The organism is Hydrogenophaga sp. (assembly GCF_051007235.1).
In the GTDB taxonomy this organism is placed as follows: Bacteria; Pseudomonadota; Gammaproteobacteria; order Burkholderiales; family Burkholderiaceae_C; genus Hydrogenophaga.
This window is the reverse complement of sequence record NZ_JBPCSJ010000233.1, coordinates 1-16,118: the sequence shown is the minus strand read 5'-3', so window position 1 is coordinate 16,118 and position 16,118 is coordinate 1. Positions and strand designations below refer to the sequence as shown.

General features: G+C 62.6%; 16 protein-coding genes and 2 pseudogenes. 2 read left to right on the top strand and 16 right to left on the bottom strand.

Annotated elements, in window-relative coordinates; translation table 11 throughout:
• The 7 genes from pheT to aceA all read right to left on the bottom strand — a co-directional run.
• A partial coding sequence (pheT, locus tag ACR2JA_RS08485) for a phenylalanine--tRNA ligase subunit beta (protein ID WP_434008655.1) occupies nucleotides 1–1,362 on the bottom strand: 1,362 nt, incomplete at its 3' end.
• Nucleotides 1,363–1,379: 17 nt separating this feature from the next.
• Nucleotides 1,380–2,432, bottom strand: coding sequence for a phenylalanine--tRNA ligase subunit alpha (pheS, locus tag ACR2JA_RS08480; protein ID WP_434008654.1), 1,053 nt, complete (start codon nucleotides 2,430–2,432; stop codon nucleotides 1,380–1,382).
• Nucleotides 2,433–2,550: 118 nt separating this feature from the next.
• Nucleotides 2,551–2,910: a 50S ribosomal protein L20 gene (rplT, locus tag ACR2JA_RS08475; RefSeq protein ID WP_066151478.1), complete on the bottom strand. Its 360-nt coding sequence runs from the start codon at nucleotides 2,908–2,910 to the stop codon at nucleotides 2,551–2,553.
• Nucleotides 2,911–2,934: 24 nt separating this feature from the next.
• Entirely contained in the window at nucleotides 2,935–3,138 is a 204-nt protein-coding gene (rpmI, locus tag ACR2JA_RS08470; RefSeq protein WP_066151481.1) for a 50S ribosomal protein L35, read from the bottom strand.
• Nucleotides 3,139–3,318: 180 nt separating this feature from the next.
• Nucleotides 3,319–3,921, bottom strand: coding sequence for a translation initiation factor IF-3 (gene infC, locus ACR2JA_RS08465; protein ID WP_434008656.1), 603 nt, complete (start codon nucleotides 3,919–3,921; stop codon nucleotides 3,319–3,321).
• Between the two features lie 97 nt (nucleotides 3,922–4,018).
• Entirely contained in the window at nucleotides 4,019–5,926 is a 1,908-nt protein-coding gene (gene thrS, locus ACR2JA_RS08460; protein ID WP_434008653.1) for a threonine--tRNA ligase, read from the bottom strand.
• A 244-nt stretch (nucleotides 5,927–6,170) separates the two neighbouring features.
• A complete protein-coding gene (gene aceA / locus ACR2JA_RS08455) occupies nucleotides 6,171–7,502 on the bottom strand; it encodes an isocitrate lyase (protein ID WP_434008652.1) in 1,332 nt (443 codons plus the stop codon).
• Nucleotides 7,503–7,801: 299 nt separating this feature from the next.
• Here aceA and ACR2JA_RS08450 point away from each other — a divergent pair, with 299 nt between their 5' ends.
• A complete protein-coding gene (locus ACR2JA_RS08450) occupies nucleotides 7,802–8,749 on the top strand; it encodes a DMT family transporter (protein ID WP_434008651.1) in 948 nt (315 codons plus the stop codon).
• Nucleotides 8,750–8,753: 4 nt separating this feature from the next.
• Here the strand turns inward: ACR2JA_RS08450 and ACR2JA_RS08445 are convergent, their stop codons facing one another.
• On the bottom strand, nucleotides 8,754–9,425 hold the full coding sequence (locus tag ACR2JA_RS08445) for a sulfite exporter TauE/SafE family protein (protein WP_434008650.1): 672 nt from the start codon (nucleotides 9,423–9,425) through the stop codon (nucleotides 8,754–8,756).
• A 53-nt stretch (nucleotides 9,426–9,478) separates the two neighbouring features.
• Nucleotides 9,479–10,858: an oxygen-independent coproporphyrinogen III oxidase gene (hemN, locus tag ACR2JA_RS08440; RefSeq protein WP_434008649.1), complete on the bottom strand. Its 1,380-nt coding sequence runs from the start codon at nucleotides 10,856–10,858 to the stop codon at nucleotides 9,479–9,481.
• A gap of 181 nt (nucleotides 10,859–11,039) precedes the next feature.
• Here hemN and fnr point away from each other — a divergent pair, with 181 nt between their 5' ends.
• Nucleotides 11,040–11,759, top strand: coding sequence for a fumarate/nitrate reduction transcriptional regulator Fnr (gene fnr, locus ACR2JA_RS08435; RefSeq protein ID WP_434008648.1), 720 nt, complete (start codon nucleotides 11,040–11,042; stop codon nucleotides 11,757–11,759).
• A gap of 77 nt (nucleotides 11,760–11,836) precedes the next feature.
• Here fnr and ACR2JA_RS08430 read toward each other — a convergent pair whose 3' ends face one another.
• The 7 genes and pseudogenes from ACR2JA_RS08430 to ACR2JA_RS08400 form a co-directional block, all read right to left on the bottom strand.
• Entirely contained in the window at nucleotides 11,837–12,130 is a 294-nt protein-coding gene (locus ACR2JA_RS08430; RefSeq protein WP_434008647.1) for a hypothetical protein, read from the bottom strand.
• Nucleotides 12,131–12,207: 77 nt separating this feature from the next.
• A complete protein-coding gene (locus ACR2JA_RS08425; RefSeq protein ID WP_434008646.1) occupies nucleotides 12,208–12,441 on the bottom strand; it encodes a hypothetical protein in 234 nt (77 codons plus the stop codon).
• Nucleotides 12,442–12,545: 104 nt separating this feature from the next.
• A pseudogene (ccoG, locus tag ACR2JA_RS08420) lies at nucleotides 12,546–13,919 on the bottom strand (cytochrome c oxidase accessory protein CcoG).
• A gap of 154 nt (nucleotides 13,920–14,073) precedes the next feature.
• On the bottom strand, nucleotides 14,074–14,982 hold the full coding sequence (ccoP, locus tag ACR2JA_RS08415) for a cytochrome-c oxidase, cbb3-type subunit III (RefSeq protein ID WP_434008645.1): 909 nt from the start codon (nucleotides 14,980–14,982) through the stop codon (nucleotides 14,074–14,076).
• Nucleotides 14,983–15,008: 26 nt separating this feature from the next.
• On the bottom strand, nucleotides 15,009–15,146 hold the full coding sequence (locus tag ACR2JA_RS08410; protein WP_434008644.1) for a cbb3-type cytochrome oxidase subunit 3: 138 nt from the start codon (nucleotides 15,144–15,146) through the stop codon (nucleotides 15,009–15,011).
• A gap of 11 nt (nucleotides 15,147–15,157) precedes the next feature.
• Nucleotides 15,158–15,892, bottom strand: coding sequence for a cytochrome-c oxidase, cbb3-type subunit II (ccoO, locus tag ACR2JA_RS08405; protein WP_434008643.1), 735 nt, complete (start codon nucleotides 15,890–15,892; stop codon nucleotides 15,158–15,160).
• A gap of 13 nt (nucleotides 15,893–15,905) precedes the next feature.
• Nucleotides 15,906–16,118 (bottom strand): annotated as a pseudogene (locus ACR2JA_RS08400) (cytochrome C oxidase Cbb3); the annotation flags it as partial.

Here is a 16,118-nt window from a genome sequence, read left to right as displayed (position 1 = left end):
GAAAGCCGGCGGAGCGACGGTGACCGTGCCTTCGCCTTCGGTGACGTCCAATCCGAGACGGCGCAGCGCACCAGCACACTGTTCTTGCGTCACCGGCATGCCAATGACCTTGTTGGCCCGCGCAACGCGCAGCGTGACCGGCTTGCCCTCGGGTAGCGCCAGGGTCTGGTCGTCCAGCGGGCCCGCCTGGCCACCGCAGATGTCCAGCACCAGCTGCGTGATGCGCTCGACGTGTTCAACCGTGGTGGACGGATCGACACCGCGCTCGAAGCGGTGGCCGGCGTCGGTGCTGAAGTTGTAGCGGCGCGAACGGCCGGCAATGGCCTTGGGCCACCAGAAGGCGGCCTCGATGAAGATGTTCTGCGTGTCGTCGGACACGGCGGTGGCGTCGCCGCCCATGATGCCGGCCAGCGATTCGACCTGCTGGTCATCGGCGATCACGCCGACTTCGGCGTCGACCGTGATGGTGTTGCCGTTGAGCAGCTTGAGTTGCTCGCCTTCGCGGCCCCAGCGCACCTGCAAGCCGCCATGGATCTTGTCGAGGTCGAAGATGTGCGAGGGGCGGCCCAGCTCGAACATCACGTAATTAGAGATGTCCACCAGCGGCGAGATGCTTCGCTGACCGCAGCGCGCCAGACGCTCGACCATCCAGGCGGGCGTTGCGGCCTTGGTGTTCACGTCGCGCACCACTCGGCCGCTGAAGCGACCACAGAGGTCACGGGCCAGCACGTTCACCGGCAGGCGATCTTGCACCTGCACGGCGACGCTGGGGAATGCCGGCTGATGTAGCGGCGTGTCGGTCAGGGCCGACACTTCGCGCGCAATGCCGTACACGCTCAGGCAATGCGCCAGGTTGGGCGTGAGCTTGAGCGTGAACAGCATGTCGTCCAGACCCAGCTGCTCGCGGATGTTGCGGCCAATCACCGCCTCGTCACCCAGCTCCAGCAGGCCGTTGCTCTCTTCGGAAATCTGCAGCTCTTTGGCCGAGCACAGCATGCCCTGGCTTTCAACGCCGCGCAGTTTGCCCAGCTTGATGGCGAACGGCTTGCCGTCCTCGCCCGGCGGCAGCAGCGCACCGACCGTGGCACACGGGATCTTGATGCCGGCACGCGCGTTGGGCGCACCGCAGACGATGTTCAGCGGAGCGCCCTGTCCCACATCCACCTGGCACACGCGCAGGCGGTCGGCGTTGGGGTGTTGCTCAGCGCTCAAAATCTGGCCCACCACCACACCCGAGAAAGCGGGCGCAAAAGGGCGCAGTTCTTCGACTTCCAGACCAGCCATGGTCAGGGTGTCGGCCAGTTGCTGGCTGGTCAGGGGAGGATTGCAGAAGGCACGCAGCCAGGATTCGGGGAATTGCATCGTGTCGTACCGAAAGATCAGCGGAACTGCGAAAGGAAACGGATGTCGCCGTCAAAGAACAGGCGCAGATCGTTGACGCCATAGCGCAGCATGGTCAAACGGTCCGGGCCCATGCCGAAGGCAAAGCCGATGTAGCGCTCGGGGTCCAGGCCCATGTTGCGCACCACGTTCGGATGCACTTGACCAGAGCCTGCCACCTCCAGCCAGCGCCCGGCCAACGGGCCGCTTTGGAACTGGATGTCGATTTCGGCGCTGGGTTCGGTGAACGGGAAGAAGCTCGGGCGGAAGCGCAGCACCAGATCATCGCTGTCGAAGAAGGTGCGGCAGAAGTCGGTGAAAACGACCTTCAGGTCCTTGAAGCTCACGTTCTCGCCGATCCACAGACCCTCGCATTGGTGGAACATGGGCGAGTGCGTAGCATCGCTGTCCACGCGGTAGGTACGCCCTGGTGCAATCACCCGAATCTCGGGCATAGGGAGACCGGCGTCCAGCGCCGCGCGGTAGCGCTTGACGTGCTGAACCGCATGGCGGATCTGCATTGGGCTGGTGTGGGTACGCAGCAGGTTCGGCGCCTTGGCGCTGCCGCCCTCGACGTAAAAAGTGTCATGCATGGAACGCGCCGGATGGTCCTCGGGCGTGTTCAGTGCAGTGAAGTTGAACCAGTCGGACTCGATCTCGGGGCCTTCGGCTACTTCAAAACCCTGCGATCCGAAGATCGCTTCGATGCGCTCCAGTGTCAGGCTCACCGGGTGCAGCCCGCCCTGCCCGCGTTGACGGCCCGGCAGGGTCACGTCGAGTGCTTCGGCTTTGAGCTGGGTTTCGAGTTCGGCATCGGCCAGTGCCTGGCGACGGTCGTTGAGCGCGGCTTCAATGGCCTGCTTGGCCACGTTGATGGCCGCCCCGCGGGTCTTTTTCTCTTCAACGGGCAAAGCCGCCATACCCTTCATCAGCTCGGTGATACGACCTGATTTACCGATGTACTGCGCCTTGGCATTTTCCAGATCGGCGGGGGTGGCGGCCTGTGCAAACGCGGCGCGCGCGCTGTCGACCAGTGCGTCCAACTCGTTCATGTGTGTCTCGGGCGGGAAAACAAAAAAGGGGCTGAGGGCAGCGAGGGAATCCCTCAAGCCTCAACCCCTTCGAGCGACGAAGTCATCACCGGCCGGAGCCGGCGGTGACCGTCGTGAATCAAGCGGCCAGCTTGGCTTTGACTTGCTCCACGATGCTGTTGAAAGCAGCAACGTCGTTGACGGCCAGATCGGCCAGGACCTTGCGGTCGATCTCGATCTGCGCCTTCTTCAGGCCATTGGCGAACTGGCTGTACGTCAGGCCGCAAGCGCGTGCACCGGCGTTGATACGCGCGATCCACAGCTGACGGAAAACGCGCTTCTTGGTGCGGCGGTCACGGTAAGCGTATTGACCGGCCTTCATCACCGCCTGTTTGGCGATGCGGAAGACATTGCCGCGGCGACCGCGGAAACCCTTGGCAAGGGCGAGAACTTTTTTGTGACGGGCGCGTGCCGTTACACCACGTTTGACGCGAGGCATGTGTTGCTCCTTGTTCGTCGTTGATCAAATGCCCATGCCGGGCAGCATCTGTGCCATGTGACCCATGTTGGTCTCATGAACAGTCACCGCACCACGCAGATGGCGCTTGTTCTTGGTGGTCTTCTTGGTCAGGATGTGACGTTTGAAGGCTTGACCGCGCTTGACGGTGCCACCGGGACGAACGCGAAAACGCTTCTTCGCGCTGCTCTTGGTCTTCATTTTGGGCATCTTCATGCTCCTTTTCATTTGTGCTCGTGAGGCGCCGCGAACCTTCCGCGGACTTGTTGGCCCCGAGCCACTTTTACGAACGGCCTCTCGACCGCTCTTTCGGCTCAGCGGTTTACACCGCTGGCCTCGGACGGCAGGCGACTACCCTGCCGATCCAATACTCTGTCTTCTCTCGCCGGATCAGGCCGACGGCTGGTCGGCGGGCGCCGCATCGGCCTTGGGCGCGGGGCCACCGGCCTTTTTGCGTCCGGGCGCGATCATCATGATCATCTGACGACCTTCCAGCTTGGGGAACTGCTCAACCAGAATGGTGTCGCCAAGGTCGTCCCGGATGCGGTTCAACAGCGCAAGCCCCAATTCCTGGTGGGTGATCTCGCGGCCACGGAACCGCAGCGTGATCTTGCACTTGTCGCCCTCATCCAGGAACCGGCGGATGTTGCGCATCTTGATGTTGTAGTCGCCGTCGTCGGTACCGGGTCGGAATTTGATTTCCTTGATTTCGATGACCGTTTGCTTGGCCTTGGCTTCCGCCGCCTTCTTCTGCTCTTGGTACTTGAACTTGCCGTAGTCCATCAGGCGACACACCGGCGGATTGGCGGTGGCGGCGATCTCGACCAGGTCAACATCCAGTTCGCCCGCCATGCGCAGGGCTTCCATGAGGCTGACGATACCCAGCGGCTCGTTTTCAGGCCCGTTGAGGCGAACCTCAGGGGCCATGATTTCACGGTTCAGACGGTGTGCACGCTCTTCGCGTTGGCGACGGTCACGAAAGTTGGTAGCGATGGTGTGTTCCTTGACGTGGGCGGTTCAGACAACAAAAAGCCTCAAAGGGCCCACGCGCGGTGCGCAGCAACCGAGGGGCCTTCCGGAGCGTTTGACATCAAACCTTGGAGGAAACGTCTGTCGCTATCAATTGAGAGAAGCTCTCCAGCGACATGACACCGAGGTCTTTGTTACCTCGTGCCCGCACAGCCACGGCGCCAGCAGCCTTCTCCTTGTCGCCCACGACCAGGATGTAGGGAAGCTTTTGCAACGCGTGCTCCCGTATTTTATACGTGATTTTCTCGTTGCGCAGGTCTGTTTCGACCCTAAGCCCTTGTTTTTGCAGCGTTTTCGCCACTTCCTGGACGTAATCGGCCTGTGCATCGGTGATTCCAGCCACGACCACCTGGGTCGGGGCCAGCCAAACCGGCAGTGCGCCAGCATGCTGCTCGATCAGAATGCCGATGAAACGCTCCAGACTGCCGACGATGGCACGGTGCAACATGATGGGGCGGTGGCGCGAGCCGTCTTCACCCACAAACTCGGCATCCAGGCGCTCGGGCAGGTTGGGATCGACCTGGATGGTGCCGCACTGCCAAGGGCGACCCAGCGCATCCTTGAGCGTGTACTCGATCTTGGGTCCGTAGAACGCCCCCTCGCCTGGCAGGTACTCAAAGTCGCAGCCCGAAGCCTTGAGACCGTTGGCCAGCGCGGCCTCCGCACGGTCCCAACTCTCTTCGGTACCGATGCGCTTTTCGGGTCGGGTGGACAGCTTGTAAATGATGTCGGTGAAGCCGAAGTCCTTGTACACCTTCTGCAGCAGCGTGGTGAAGGCCACCACTTCAGACTGGATCTGTTCCTCGGTACAGAAGATATGGCCGTCGTCTTGCGTGAAGGCGCGCACGCGCATGATGCCGTGCAGACCACCTGAGGGCTCGTTGCGATGGCATTGGCCGAATTCGCCAAAGCGCAAAGGCAGGTCACGATAACTCTTGATCCCCTGCTTGAAGATGATGATGTGGCCGGGGCAGTTCATCGGCTTGAGCGCGTAGTCGCGCTTTTCCGATTCGGTCACGAACATGTTTTCGCGGTACTTGTCCCAGTGCCCGGTCTTTTCCCAAAGGCCCTGATCCAGGATTTGAGGACCCTTGACTTCCTGGTAGCCGTTCTCGCGGTACACGCGGCGCATGTACTGCTCGACCTCCTGCCACACCGTCCAGCCCTTGGGGTGCCAGAACACCGTCCCCGGCGAATGCTCGTCGATGTGGAACAGATCGAGCTCACGGCCGAGTTTTCGGTGGTCGCGCTTCTCGGCCTCTTCCAGCATCGTCAGGTGTTGCTGCAATTCGTCTTTGGTGGCCCAGGCGGTGCCGTAGATGCGCTGCAGCATCTCGTTGCGGTGGTCGCCACGCCAGTAGGCACCCGCCACCTTCATGAGCTTGAAGTGCTTGAGCTTGCCCGTGCTCGGCACGTGCGGGCCACGACACAGGTCTTCGAACGCACCTTCGCGGTAAAGCGAGACATCCTCGTTGCTCGGGATGCTGGCGATGATCTCGGCCTTGTAGTGCTCGCCAAGGTCTTTGAAATACGCCACCGCCTCGTCGCGCGACAGCACACGGCGCACCACCGGCTCGTCTTTGTTGGACAGCTCGGTCATCTTCTTCTCGATGGCTGTCAGGTCTTCGGGAGTGAACGGGCGCTTGTACGAGAAGTCGTAGTAGAAGCCATGCTCTATCACGGGACCGATGGTGACCTGTGCATCCGGGAAAAGCTCTTTGACCGCATAGGCCAATAAGTGCGCTGTGGAGTGGCGGATGACCTCCAGGCCATCAGCGTCCTTCGCGGTGACGATGGACAAGGGGCTGTCGGCCGTGATCTGAAAACTGGTGTCCACCACCTTGCCGTCGATCTTGCCGGCCAGCGCCGCTTTGGCCAGCCCCGTGCCGATGGAAGCCGCCACTTCGGCCACCGTGACCGGGCCGGGATACTGTCGCAGGGAGCCGTCGGGAAGTGTGATGTTGAGCATGGAAGGTCCAGAAAACAAAAAAGCGCGGCATGGGCCGCGCTGGATGAGAGAAAGGAAACGGGCAGGCGCGAACTGCAGGCCTCAGGAGGCCAGGGTGAACATCCCCATAGTTCGCGGTGTCATAACCAGACTGCCTTTCTCGCTCTTGCTGCTTGAATGAATTTCAAATTTTCCCACAAAAAAGCCCGGGACCGGCCCGGGCTTTTGTCTCCTCAGCCTCTCGGGGCCGACGATTCAAGACAGATCAGTGGAACTGCTCTTCTTCCGTCGAGCCGGTCAGGGCCTTCACGCTGGACGAACCGCCCTGGATCACGGTGGTCACGTCGTCGAAGTAACCGGCGCCCACTTCCTGCTGGTGCGACACGAAGGTGTAGCCCTTGTCACGAGCAGCGAATTCCGGCTCTTGCACCATGTTCGTGTAGTGCTTCATGCCTTCGCCGCGGGCGTAGGCGTGGGCGAACTGGAAGGTGTTGAACCAGTTGATGTGGATACCGGCCAGCGTGATGAACTGGTACTTGTAACCCAGCGCAGACAGCACTTCCTGGAAGGACGCGATCTGCTTGTCATCGAGGTTCTTCTTCCAGTTGAAGGAAGGCGAGCAGTTGTACGACAGCAGCTTGCCCGGGCAGGCAGCGTGCACGGCCTGAGCGAACTCGCGGGCGAAACCGATGTCGGGCACGCCGGTCTCGCACCAGACCAGGTCGGCGTAGGGCGCGTAGGCCACGCCACGGCTGATGGCTTGCTCCAGTCCATTCTTGACGCGGTAGAAACCTTCTTGCGTGCGCTCGCCGGTCAGGAACGGCTTGTCGTTGGCGTCGTGGTCGCTGGTGATCAGGTTGGCGGCTTCGGCGTCGGTACGGGCCAGGACGATGGTGGGCACGCCCATGACGTCGGCGGCGAAACGGGCTGCGATCAGCTTCTCGATCGCTTCTTGCGTCGGCACCAGCACCTTGCCACCCATATGGCCGCACTTCTTCACCGCGGCCAGCTGGTCTTCGAAGTGAACGCCAGCGGCGCCGGCTGCGATCATGTTCTTCATCAGTTCGAAGGCATTCAGCACGCCACCGAAACCGGCTTCAGCGTCGGCCACGATGGGCAGGAAGTAGTCGATGAACTCGGGCGAGCCCGGCTCGATGCCACGACCCCACTGGATTTCGTCGGCGCGCTTGAAGGTGTTGTTGATGCGGCGAACCATGGTCGGCACCGAGTCGTAGGCGTACAGCGACTGGTCGGGGTACATGGTTTCGCTGGTGTTGCCGTCAGCGGCCACTTGCCAGCCCGACAGGTACACGGCTTCCAGGCCTGCCTTGGCCTGCTGCATGGCCTGGCCGGCGGAGATGGCGCCGAAGGCGTTGACGTAGCCCTTCTTGGCGCCGCCGTTGACCTTTTCCCACAGCTTCTCGGCACCGCGCTGGGCCAGCGTGTACTCGGGCTGCATGCTGCCGCGCAGACGCACCACGTCAGCGGCGGAATAACCGCGCTTGACCAGCTTCCAGCGGGGGTTGGTCGCCCAGTCTTTTTCCAGGGCTTCGATTTGCTGTTGACGGCTCAGCTGCGCATTCAGGGCTTTGGTCATGGGATCACTCCGTGAGGTTGAGAGAAGGGTTGCCGGCCAAGCTTTTCAAAGCACCAGCCGATGGAGTAACTTTAAGTCTTATAGAAGACTTTGTGAAGCTCTTATGTCTTATATAAGAGAAAAAATTTTCTCAATCAAAACAACACTGTTTTTGTACATTTTCTCGATATGGAAATCAATCTCTCAGATCAGGAAAAAATGTCGCGGCGCAGCATTGTTGATTTTCATATGACGGCAAGACGTTGCACGGGTTTGGTGGCGCGTTGGGTGCTTCGTGCATGATGCGCGCCATGCACCCCATGCCCTCTCAAGCACCCTCCCCCGCCCGATGGCAGGCCTATACCGCGCTGGCCTTGAGCATGTCGCTGGTGGGCAGCTACGTCGCCCTGTCCAAGCCGCTGGTGGCGGTGTTCCCGGTGTTCCTGCTGGCGTGGCTGCGCTTTGGCATCGGCGGCCTGGCCATGTGGCGCTGGCTGCGCAAGCCGGCAGACGAACCGCCGATGACGCGGCGCACGCGCGGCCTGCTGTTCCTCGAATCCTTCCTGGGCAACTTCCTGTTTTCCATCTGCATGCTGTTTGGCGTGCGGCTGACCACGGCGGTGGCCGCCGGCGTGGTGATGTCCGCCATCCCCGCGGTGGTGGCGATCCTGAGCTGGCTGTTCCTGAAAGAGCGCATCGGTCGGCGCACGGTCGCGGCGATCGCCTGTGCCGCGCTGGGGATCGGACTCTTTTCGCTGCAGAAGCCTGCCGACACCGGAACCATGGTCATGGTCGAGACGGCTTTGGGGTTGCCGCTGCCGGTCTGGGGCAACCTGCTGGTGTTCGCTGCGGTGGTCTGCGAGGCGTCCTATGTGGTCATCGGCAAACGCCTGACCGATGGCCTGGGTCCGAAACGCATCTCGGCCATCATCAACCTCTGGGGTTTTGCCCTGGTCACCCCGGCGGGGCTGTGGGCGGCCTGGCACTTCGACTTCAGCGCCGTGGATGCGCCGCTGTGGCTTTTGCTGCTGTTCTACGGTCTGGCGGCGAGCGTCTGGACAGTGTGGCTCTGGATGACCGGCCTCAAGACCGTGCCGGCTTCGCGTGCCGGCGTGTTCACCGTGATGCTGCCCGTGAGCGCTGCCGCCGTGGGCGTGCTGTTCATGGGCGAGCGCCTGACGGGGATGCAGTTGCTGGCGTTCGGGATCGCCCTGCTGGGCCTGGTGCTCGCCACCCTGCCCGGCCGGGACGCCGCACCCAAGGGCTGAACGCTCAGAGGCAGAACAGCCCCGTCGGGTTGGTCAGCCCCATCCACAGGGCCCAGCCCGACGTGACCGCCAGTGCCAGCCCGGCCAGCCGGATCGCCCACGCGCCGGACGCGCCTGCGCGCATGCGCAGCAACAACCAGGGGGCGATGGTCAGCGAGATCGACGTTCCGAAGGAGAACAGCGCCATCACGGCGGCCCCCTCCAGCGCATTGGCCGTCAACGACGCCACCAGCAGGGCCGAATACAGCAGGCCACAGGGCATCAGCGCCCACGCCACCCCCAGGACGATGGACGCACGCGGCCCCAGTCTGGACAACACAGGACGTGCTCTTCGCCACACCCCCTGACCAAGGTTGTCGATCCATGCCGGCTGGCGCGCGCGCCAAATGAGCGCCAGCCCCAGCAAGAAAGCGGCTGCGTGGAACATGGTCCACACGGGTCGGATGGCAACGGTGTTGGTGCCCAGCAGCGCCAGGCCCTGCACCGAACCGGCGGCGAAGGCACCGAACAGGGAGTACCCGACCATGCGGCTGAGCTGAAAAGACCACAGCGCCTGCGTGCTGCGTTCACCTGCTGCGCGGCTGATGCCGGCACACGCGGCGCCGCACATGGCCACGCAATGGGGGCCACCGACCAGCCCCATGAACAAGGCCGTCACGGCCATCGAAGTCTGCATGCGCGAACTCTAGCAGCGCCCTCCCCCGACGGGAGGACACCCCTATCGACACCTCAGATGATTTTGGAGAAACGGGCCCGGTCGATGTCGACCTGCAGGTGCTTGTCGAACACCATGGCGATAGCACGCACCAGATACCACCCGGTGGATGTGACCTGCACGCCCGTGTTGTCAATGGTGACCAGGCCATGTTCGGCCAGACCTGCAAGGGTTTCCAGTTCCTTGGCGAAGTAGCTCTTGAAGTTGATCAGATGACCGAGCTCAATCGACTCGTATTGCAGCGCGCCCTGGCACATGATGGACATGATGACCGAGCGGCGCAGCAGGTCGTCGCGCGTGAGGGCCAGACCCCGCACGATGGGCAGGCGCCCCTGGTCCAGCGCGTCGTAGTAGTCCTCCAGCGTCTTGGCGTTCTGGCTGTAGGTCGCGCCGATGCGGCCAATGGCCGACACGCCCAGCGCGATGAGGTCGCAGTCGGGCTGGGTGCTGTAGCCCTGGAAGTTGCGGTGCAGGCGCCCCTGCCGCTTGGCCACCGCCAAGGCGTCGGTGGGCAGCGCAAAGTGGTCCATGCCGACGTAGACGTAGCCGGCGTCGCTCATCGCGTCGAGCGACATCGACAGCATGGCCAGCTTGTCACCCGGGCTGGGCAGCTCGGCGGAAATGATGCGCCGTTGCGGCTTGAAGCGCGAGGGCAGGTGCGCGTAGGCGTACAGCGCAATGCGGTCGGGCCGCAGCTGCGCGACCTGCCCCAGCGTGCGCTTGAACGATTCGGGCGTCTGCAGCGGCAGGCCATAGATCAAGTCCACGTTGACCGACTCGAAGCCGATCTTGCGGGCCGTTTCCACCAGCGCAAACACCTGTTCGGCTGGCTGCACGCGGTGCACCGCTTTCTGCACGGCCGGATCGAAGTCCTGCACACCGAAGCTCAGGCGGTTGAAGCCCAGGCGCGCCAAGGTCTGTAGGCGCTGGTCGGTCACCGTGCGGGGGTCCACTTCGATTGAATACTCGCCCCCCGGCACCAGGGTGAAGTTGCGGCGAATCATCGTCATCAGGTCTTCGAGCTCACCGTCGGACAGGAAGGTGGGCGTGCCACCACCCAGGTGGAGCTGGGAAACGCTGTGACCTTTGCCGAAGTGCTGGACCTGCAACTCGACTTCGCGGGAGAGGTAGCGCAGGTATTCGGCCGCACGCTCGTGGTGCTTGGTGATGACCTTGTTGCACGCACAGTAGTAACAGACCGACTCGCAAAACGGCACGTGCACGTAAAGCGACAGCGGCAAGGCCAGCGATCCGGCGCGGCGTTGTTCCAGCGCCTGGACGTAGTCGCCCTCGGCGAACGCCTCGACGAACCGATCGGCGGTCGGGTACGAGGTGTAGCGGGGACCTGGGATGTCGAACCGCTTGAGCAGCTCGTCAGAAATTGCGTGGCTCACAGACAAATCTCCAATTCTGGGCTTCGAATGTGCACCATCCCCGCAGCAGCTCCCTTGATCTTGGTCAAAACCTCCGCGCCCTGGCGAGCGCCAATCGCGCGCAAGTGTGTGTGGCGCAGGCCTTTTCTCGACACCCCTGTGACGCATGCGTTAAGCTTGGGCCGGATTTGCCAGGAAATTTATGGACGCTCAAAGCATCAAAGTCGCCTGCTCCAGCTGCAACCTCCGAGAGCTGTGCCTGCCCATGGGGCTCAATCCCGATGAGATGAGCAAGCTCGACAACGTCATCTCGGCACGCCGGCGCATCAAGCGCGGCACCGCCTTGTTCAACACCGGCGACAGGTTCACTTCGCTGTACGCCGTGCGCTCGGGATTTTTCAAGACCTGCGTCACCACCGCCGATGGGCGCGATCAGGTCACGGGCTTTCAGATGACGGGTGAGATCATCGGTCTGGACGGCATCGTGAGCGACCGCCACTCGTGCGACGCCATTGCGCTGGAAGATGCCGAGGTCTGCGTCATGCCGTTCGACCAGGTGGAAGAACTCTCGCGCGAATTCACGACCCTTCAGCACCACGTGCACAAGATCATGAGCCGCGAGATCGTGCGCGACCACTCGGTCATGCTGCTGCTGGGCAGCATGCGTGCCGAAGAGCGTCTGGCCGCGTTCCTTCTGAACCTGGTGCAGCGCCTGCACGCCCGGGGCTTTTCGCAGTCGGAACTCATCCTGCGCATGACGAGGGAAGAAATCGGCAGCTACCTGGGCATGAAGCTCGAAACCGTGAGCCGAACGTTCTCGAAGTTCGTGGAGGAAGGCATCATCGAAGTCAAGCAGCGCTACGTGCACATCAAGAGCACGGACGGATTGCGACAGATTGTCAATCCGCAAACCTGTCGCTGACCCCGCAGCCCCACTTTCAAAAAAGCCCCGTCAGGCACGCGCCTGCGGGGCTTTTTGCTGGGTGATGCGTGGGGCCGTCAGCAGCAGTTGCCGTTTTTGGCGCAGTCTTTGGGACGTTCATCCAGCGGTACCGGACAACGGTTGACCTCGAACGGCGACAACGACAACAGCGTGGTCAGTGCACTGGATGCCATGGCACCCAGCCAGAACACGAAGAACGACACCGTGTAAACGGTTTGTCGCGACCACTCCAGCGCGTGACCGGACCAATGCAGTTCGCTGGGATCGATCACCGCAAACACCAGCATCTCCAACACGGCCGCCACCAGAAACGCTGGCCAGGCAATCCACATCCACCGTTGAGCCCACATGTTGTCGTCTCCTCTGTTGCAGGTTGACCCTGGAGCGATGCACCCGCCTCCAAGGGGTTGAGGCGGGCTGGCGCCTGTCAGGGCGCTTTGGGAACCACCGGCGAAGCGGCGTGGTTGCGCGCCTGGTTGGCAGGCTGGAGCGTGATCAGAGCAGCAGCCTTGGCCTGACCATCCAGGTTGGCGGTGGCCGCCTTGAGATCGCGCTCAAAGTCTTCTTTGTTCAGGACAGGGTCGGCGCCCCGCACGGCGATGACAGCAGTGATGATCGCCGCCACGACCACGACCAGGGGCCCGCCGACCACCATCCACATGTGGGGTACGCGCCACCAGGCCACGGGCTTGGAGGGGTGTTCAGAAGAAGCGGTGGCTGTGTTCATGATGATGACGTTCTCTGGAAGGGGAATCAGCAGTCTACTCAACGGGGTACCAGGAAGGCGGCCTTTTCGGTCACGTGGGCCGGGTCCTCGCCCATGGAGTGCACCTCGAAGTGGATGGAGTGCGAGCCGCTGGGCGCTGCGCCGGGCGGAATCTGCACGCGCAGCACTGCCGAGCGCACCTCGGTGGGCAGCACCTCGACCTCCGCCTCGGACGCGATGGCGATGTCGGGCAGGCCGCTGACGCTGATGCGGTAGCGCTGCGTGTGTTCGGTGGCGTTCATCACCTGCAGGCGGAACACGTTCTCGATGCGGCCCTTTTCGACCATGCGCGCGAGTGCGCCGCGGTCGCGGATCACGTCCACCTTCAGCGGCGTGCGCAGGTACAGGCTGACCATCACGGCCGCGGTGATCAGCAACAAGATGCCCGTGTACACCAGCACCCGGGGACGGAACGCGCGACGGATCATCTGCGCACTGGTCCAGCCGTTGGCCATGCCGTTCTGGGTGGAGTACTTGATCAGGCCGCGTGGATAGCCGACTTTGTCCATGACCTCGTCGCACACGTCGATGCAGGCACCGCAGCCGATGCACTCGTATTGCAGGCCCTTGCGGATGTCGATGCCGGTCGGGCAGACCTGGACACACAGGGTGCAGTCCACGCAGGCGCCCAGGCCCAACGCGGCCGGATCGGCCTTCTTGGAACGCGGCCCGCGTGGTTCACCGCGCTGCTCGTTGTAGGTCACGATCATCGTGTCCTTGTCGAACATCGCACTCTGAAAACGCGCGTAGGGGCACATGTACTTGCAGACCTGCTCGCGCATGAACCCGGCGTTGCCGTAAGTGGCAAAACCGTAGAAAAAGATCCAGAAGGTCTGCCAGGGCCCCAGGGACGCGGCCAGCGACAGCGCAGCCAGTTCGCGCACAGGCGTGAAGTAGCCGACGAAGGTGAACCCGGTCCAGAGCGAGAACAACACCCACAGGGCGTGCTTGAGCCACTTCTTGCCGAACTTCTGAGCCGAAAGATTGGACTGATCCAGCCGCATGCGAGCCGACCGGTCGCCCTCCACCTGCTTTTCGATCCAGAGAAAAATCTCGGTGTAGACCGTTTGTGGGCAGGCGTAGCCTCACCACAGGCGTCCGGCGATCGCGGTGAACAGGAACAGCGCCAGCGCCGAGATGACCAGCAAGCCGGTCAGGTAGATGAAGTCCTGCGGGTACAGGACCAGACCGAAGATGTAGAAGCGGCGGGCTTCGAGATCGAACAGCACGGCCTGCCGTGCGTTCCACTGCAGCCATGGCAGGCCGTAGAAGACGATCTGGGTGATCCAGACCGTGAGCCAGCGCCACTTCGAAAAGAAACCCGCGACGGAGCGCGGGTAGATTTTTTGCCTGGACGCGTACAGGGACACCATTTCCTCGCCGTCGGGCAGTGCGCCGGCGTTCGCGGCTGCAGCAGCCGATGGGTTGGATGGTGTGTCGGGTGTCACTGTGGTCACGGGTTCAACCGGAAAGGAAAATCGAAAAAGAAAACGGGCGGTGGAGACACCGCCCGTGTTGCTTTGGCGCTTACTTGGCAGCCTTGTTGGACAGGCTCCAGACATACGAAGCGAGCACATTGATCTGCGCTTCGTTGAGCAGCGCGGACTGAGCCGGCATCTGGTTGGTGAAACCCTGGTTCACGGCCTTGATGATGGCCTCTTCACCGAACCCGTGCAACCAGGTGTCGTCGGTCAGGTTGGGGGCACCGGTGGCATGCATGCCCTTGCCGTCAGCGCCGTGGCAGGCGGCACAAGCGGCGAACTTTTCCTTGCCCTGGGCCGCGCGGGTGGCGTCGGTTTCGGTCTTGGACAGGCTCAACACGTACTGGGCCACGTTGCGCACGTCTTCGGCGGAACCGATCGCTGCGGCCATGGGCGGCATCACGCCGGTGCGGCCGTTTCCGATGGTGGTCTTGATGTAGTCGGCACCCGTGCCACCGAGCCAGTCGCCATCGGCGAGGTTCGGGAAGCTCTTGGCACCGCGGGCATCGGAGCCGTGGCACTGCGCGCAGTAGTTCATGAACAGGCGCTCACCAATGGCCATGGCCTGTGCGTCCGCGGCCATGTCTTCGGGCTTCATGCCCTGGAACTTGGCGTAGATCGGAGCAATGGCCGCTTCCACCTTCTGCACTTCCGCGGTGTGCTGGCCCTGCGAGGACCAGCCCAGCACGCCCTGGAACTTGCCGAACATCGGGTACAGCGCGCCATAGGCCAGGCCGAACACGCAGGTGATGATGAACAGGTACACCCACCACTTGGGCAGCGGGTTGTTGATTTCCCGCAGGTCGCCGTCCCAGACGTGACCGGTGGTGTTGTCGTGCACGGTGGCCGCCTTGGTGGTGCCCGCAATCCACAACAGGATCAGGCAGGCGATGATGCTGACCAGCGTCAGCCCCGCCACGTAGAGGTTCCAGAAATCGCTCGTAAAGTCGCTCATGATGTTTCTCTGTTGGGTGAGGCGAATCAGTCTTCGTGGAAGGGCAGCTGGGCCGCCTCTTCAAAGTTGGACTGGTTGCGCTTGGACCACGCCCAGGCCACGATGCCCACGAAGATCAGCAGACTGACCACCGTGGTGATGCTGCGCAGATCGTTGATGTCCATGTCCATCACCTTTATTGGGCTTTGCCTTCGGTCGCGGGAGCGGCCACCGCCACAGCGGGCGCTGCGTCTGCCGCCGGGGCGGCAGGGGTCGCCTGCGCGGCTGGCGCGGCGGCAGCGGGCTTGGTTGCGCTGCGTGCGGTGCCCAGCACCTGCAGGTAGGCGATCACGGCGTCCTGCTGGGTCTTGCCCTTGACGTCTTCCACCGACTTGGCGATCTCTTCATCGGAGTACGGAGCGCCCAGCGTGCGCAGCACCGTCATGCGCTTGGGCATACTCTCGGCGTCCACCGTCTTTTTGGCCAGGAAGGGGTAAGCCGGCATGTTGGACTCGGGCACCAGATCACGCGGGTTGTTCAGGTGCACGCGGTGCCATTCGTCGCTGTAGCGACCACCGACGCGGGCCAGGTCGGGACCGGTGCGCTTGGAACCCCACTGGAACGGGCGGTCGTACACGAACTCGCCAGCCACCGAATAAGGGCCGTAGCGCAGGGTCTCGGCCTGGAAGGGGCGGATCATCTGCGAATGGCAGTTGTAGCAACCCTCGCTGACGTAAATGTCGCGCCCCGCCAGTTGCAGCGCGGTGTAGGGCTTGAGGCCCTCGATCGGCTGCGTGGTGGACTTCTGGAAAAACAGCGGAACGATTTCCACCAGACCGCCGACCGCCACCACAAGCGTGATCAACACGATCATGAGGAAGTTGTTGGTTTCAATCCGGGCGTGGCCGGTCGTGATTTCGTGTGAAGACATGTTGTTTTACTCCTCAGGCGTGGGCTGGGTTGACAGCCAGCACGGGCACATCTTGTGCACGGCCGCGCAGTGCGGTCATGGTCACGTTCCACAGCATCAGGATCATGCCGCCGAGGTACAGCAGGCCACCCAACAGACGGATCACGTAGAACGGGAAGGTGGCCTTGACGGACTCGACGAAGGTGTAGGTCAGGCTGCCGTCGGGGTTGACCGAGCGCCACATCAG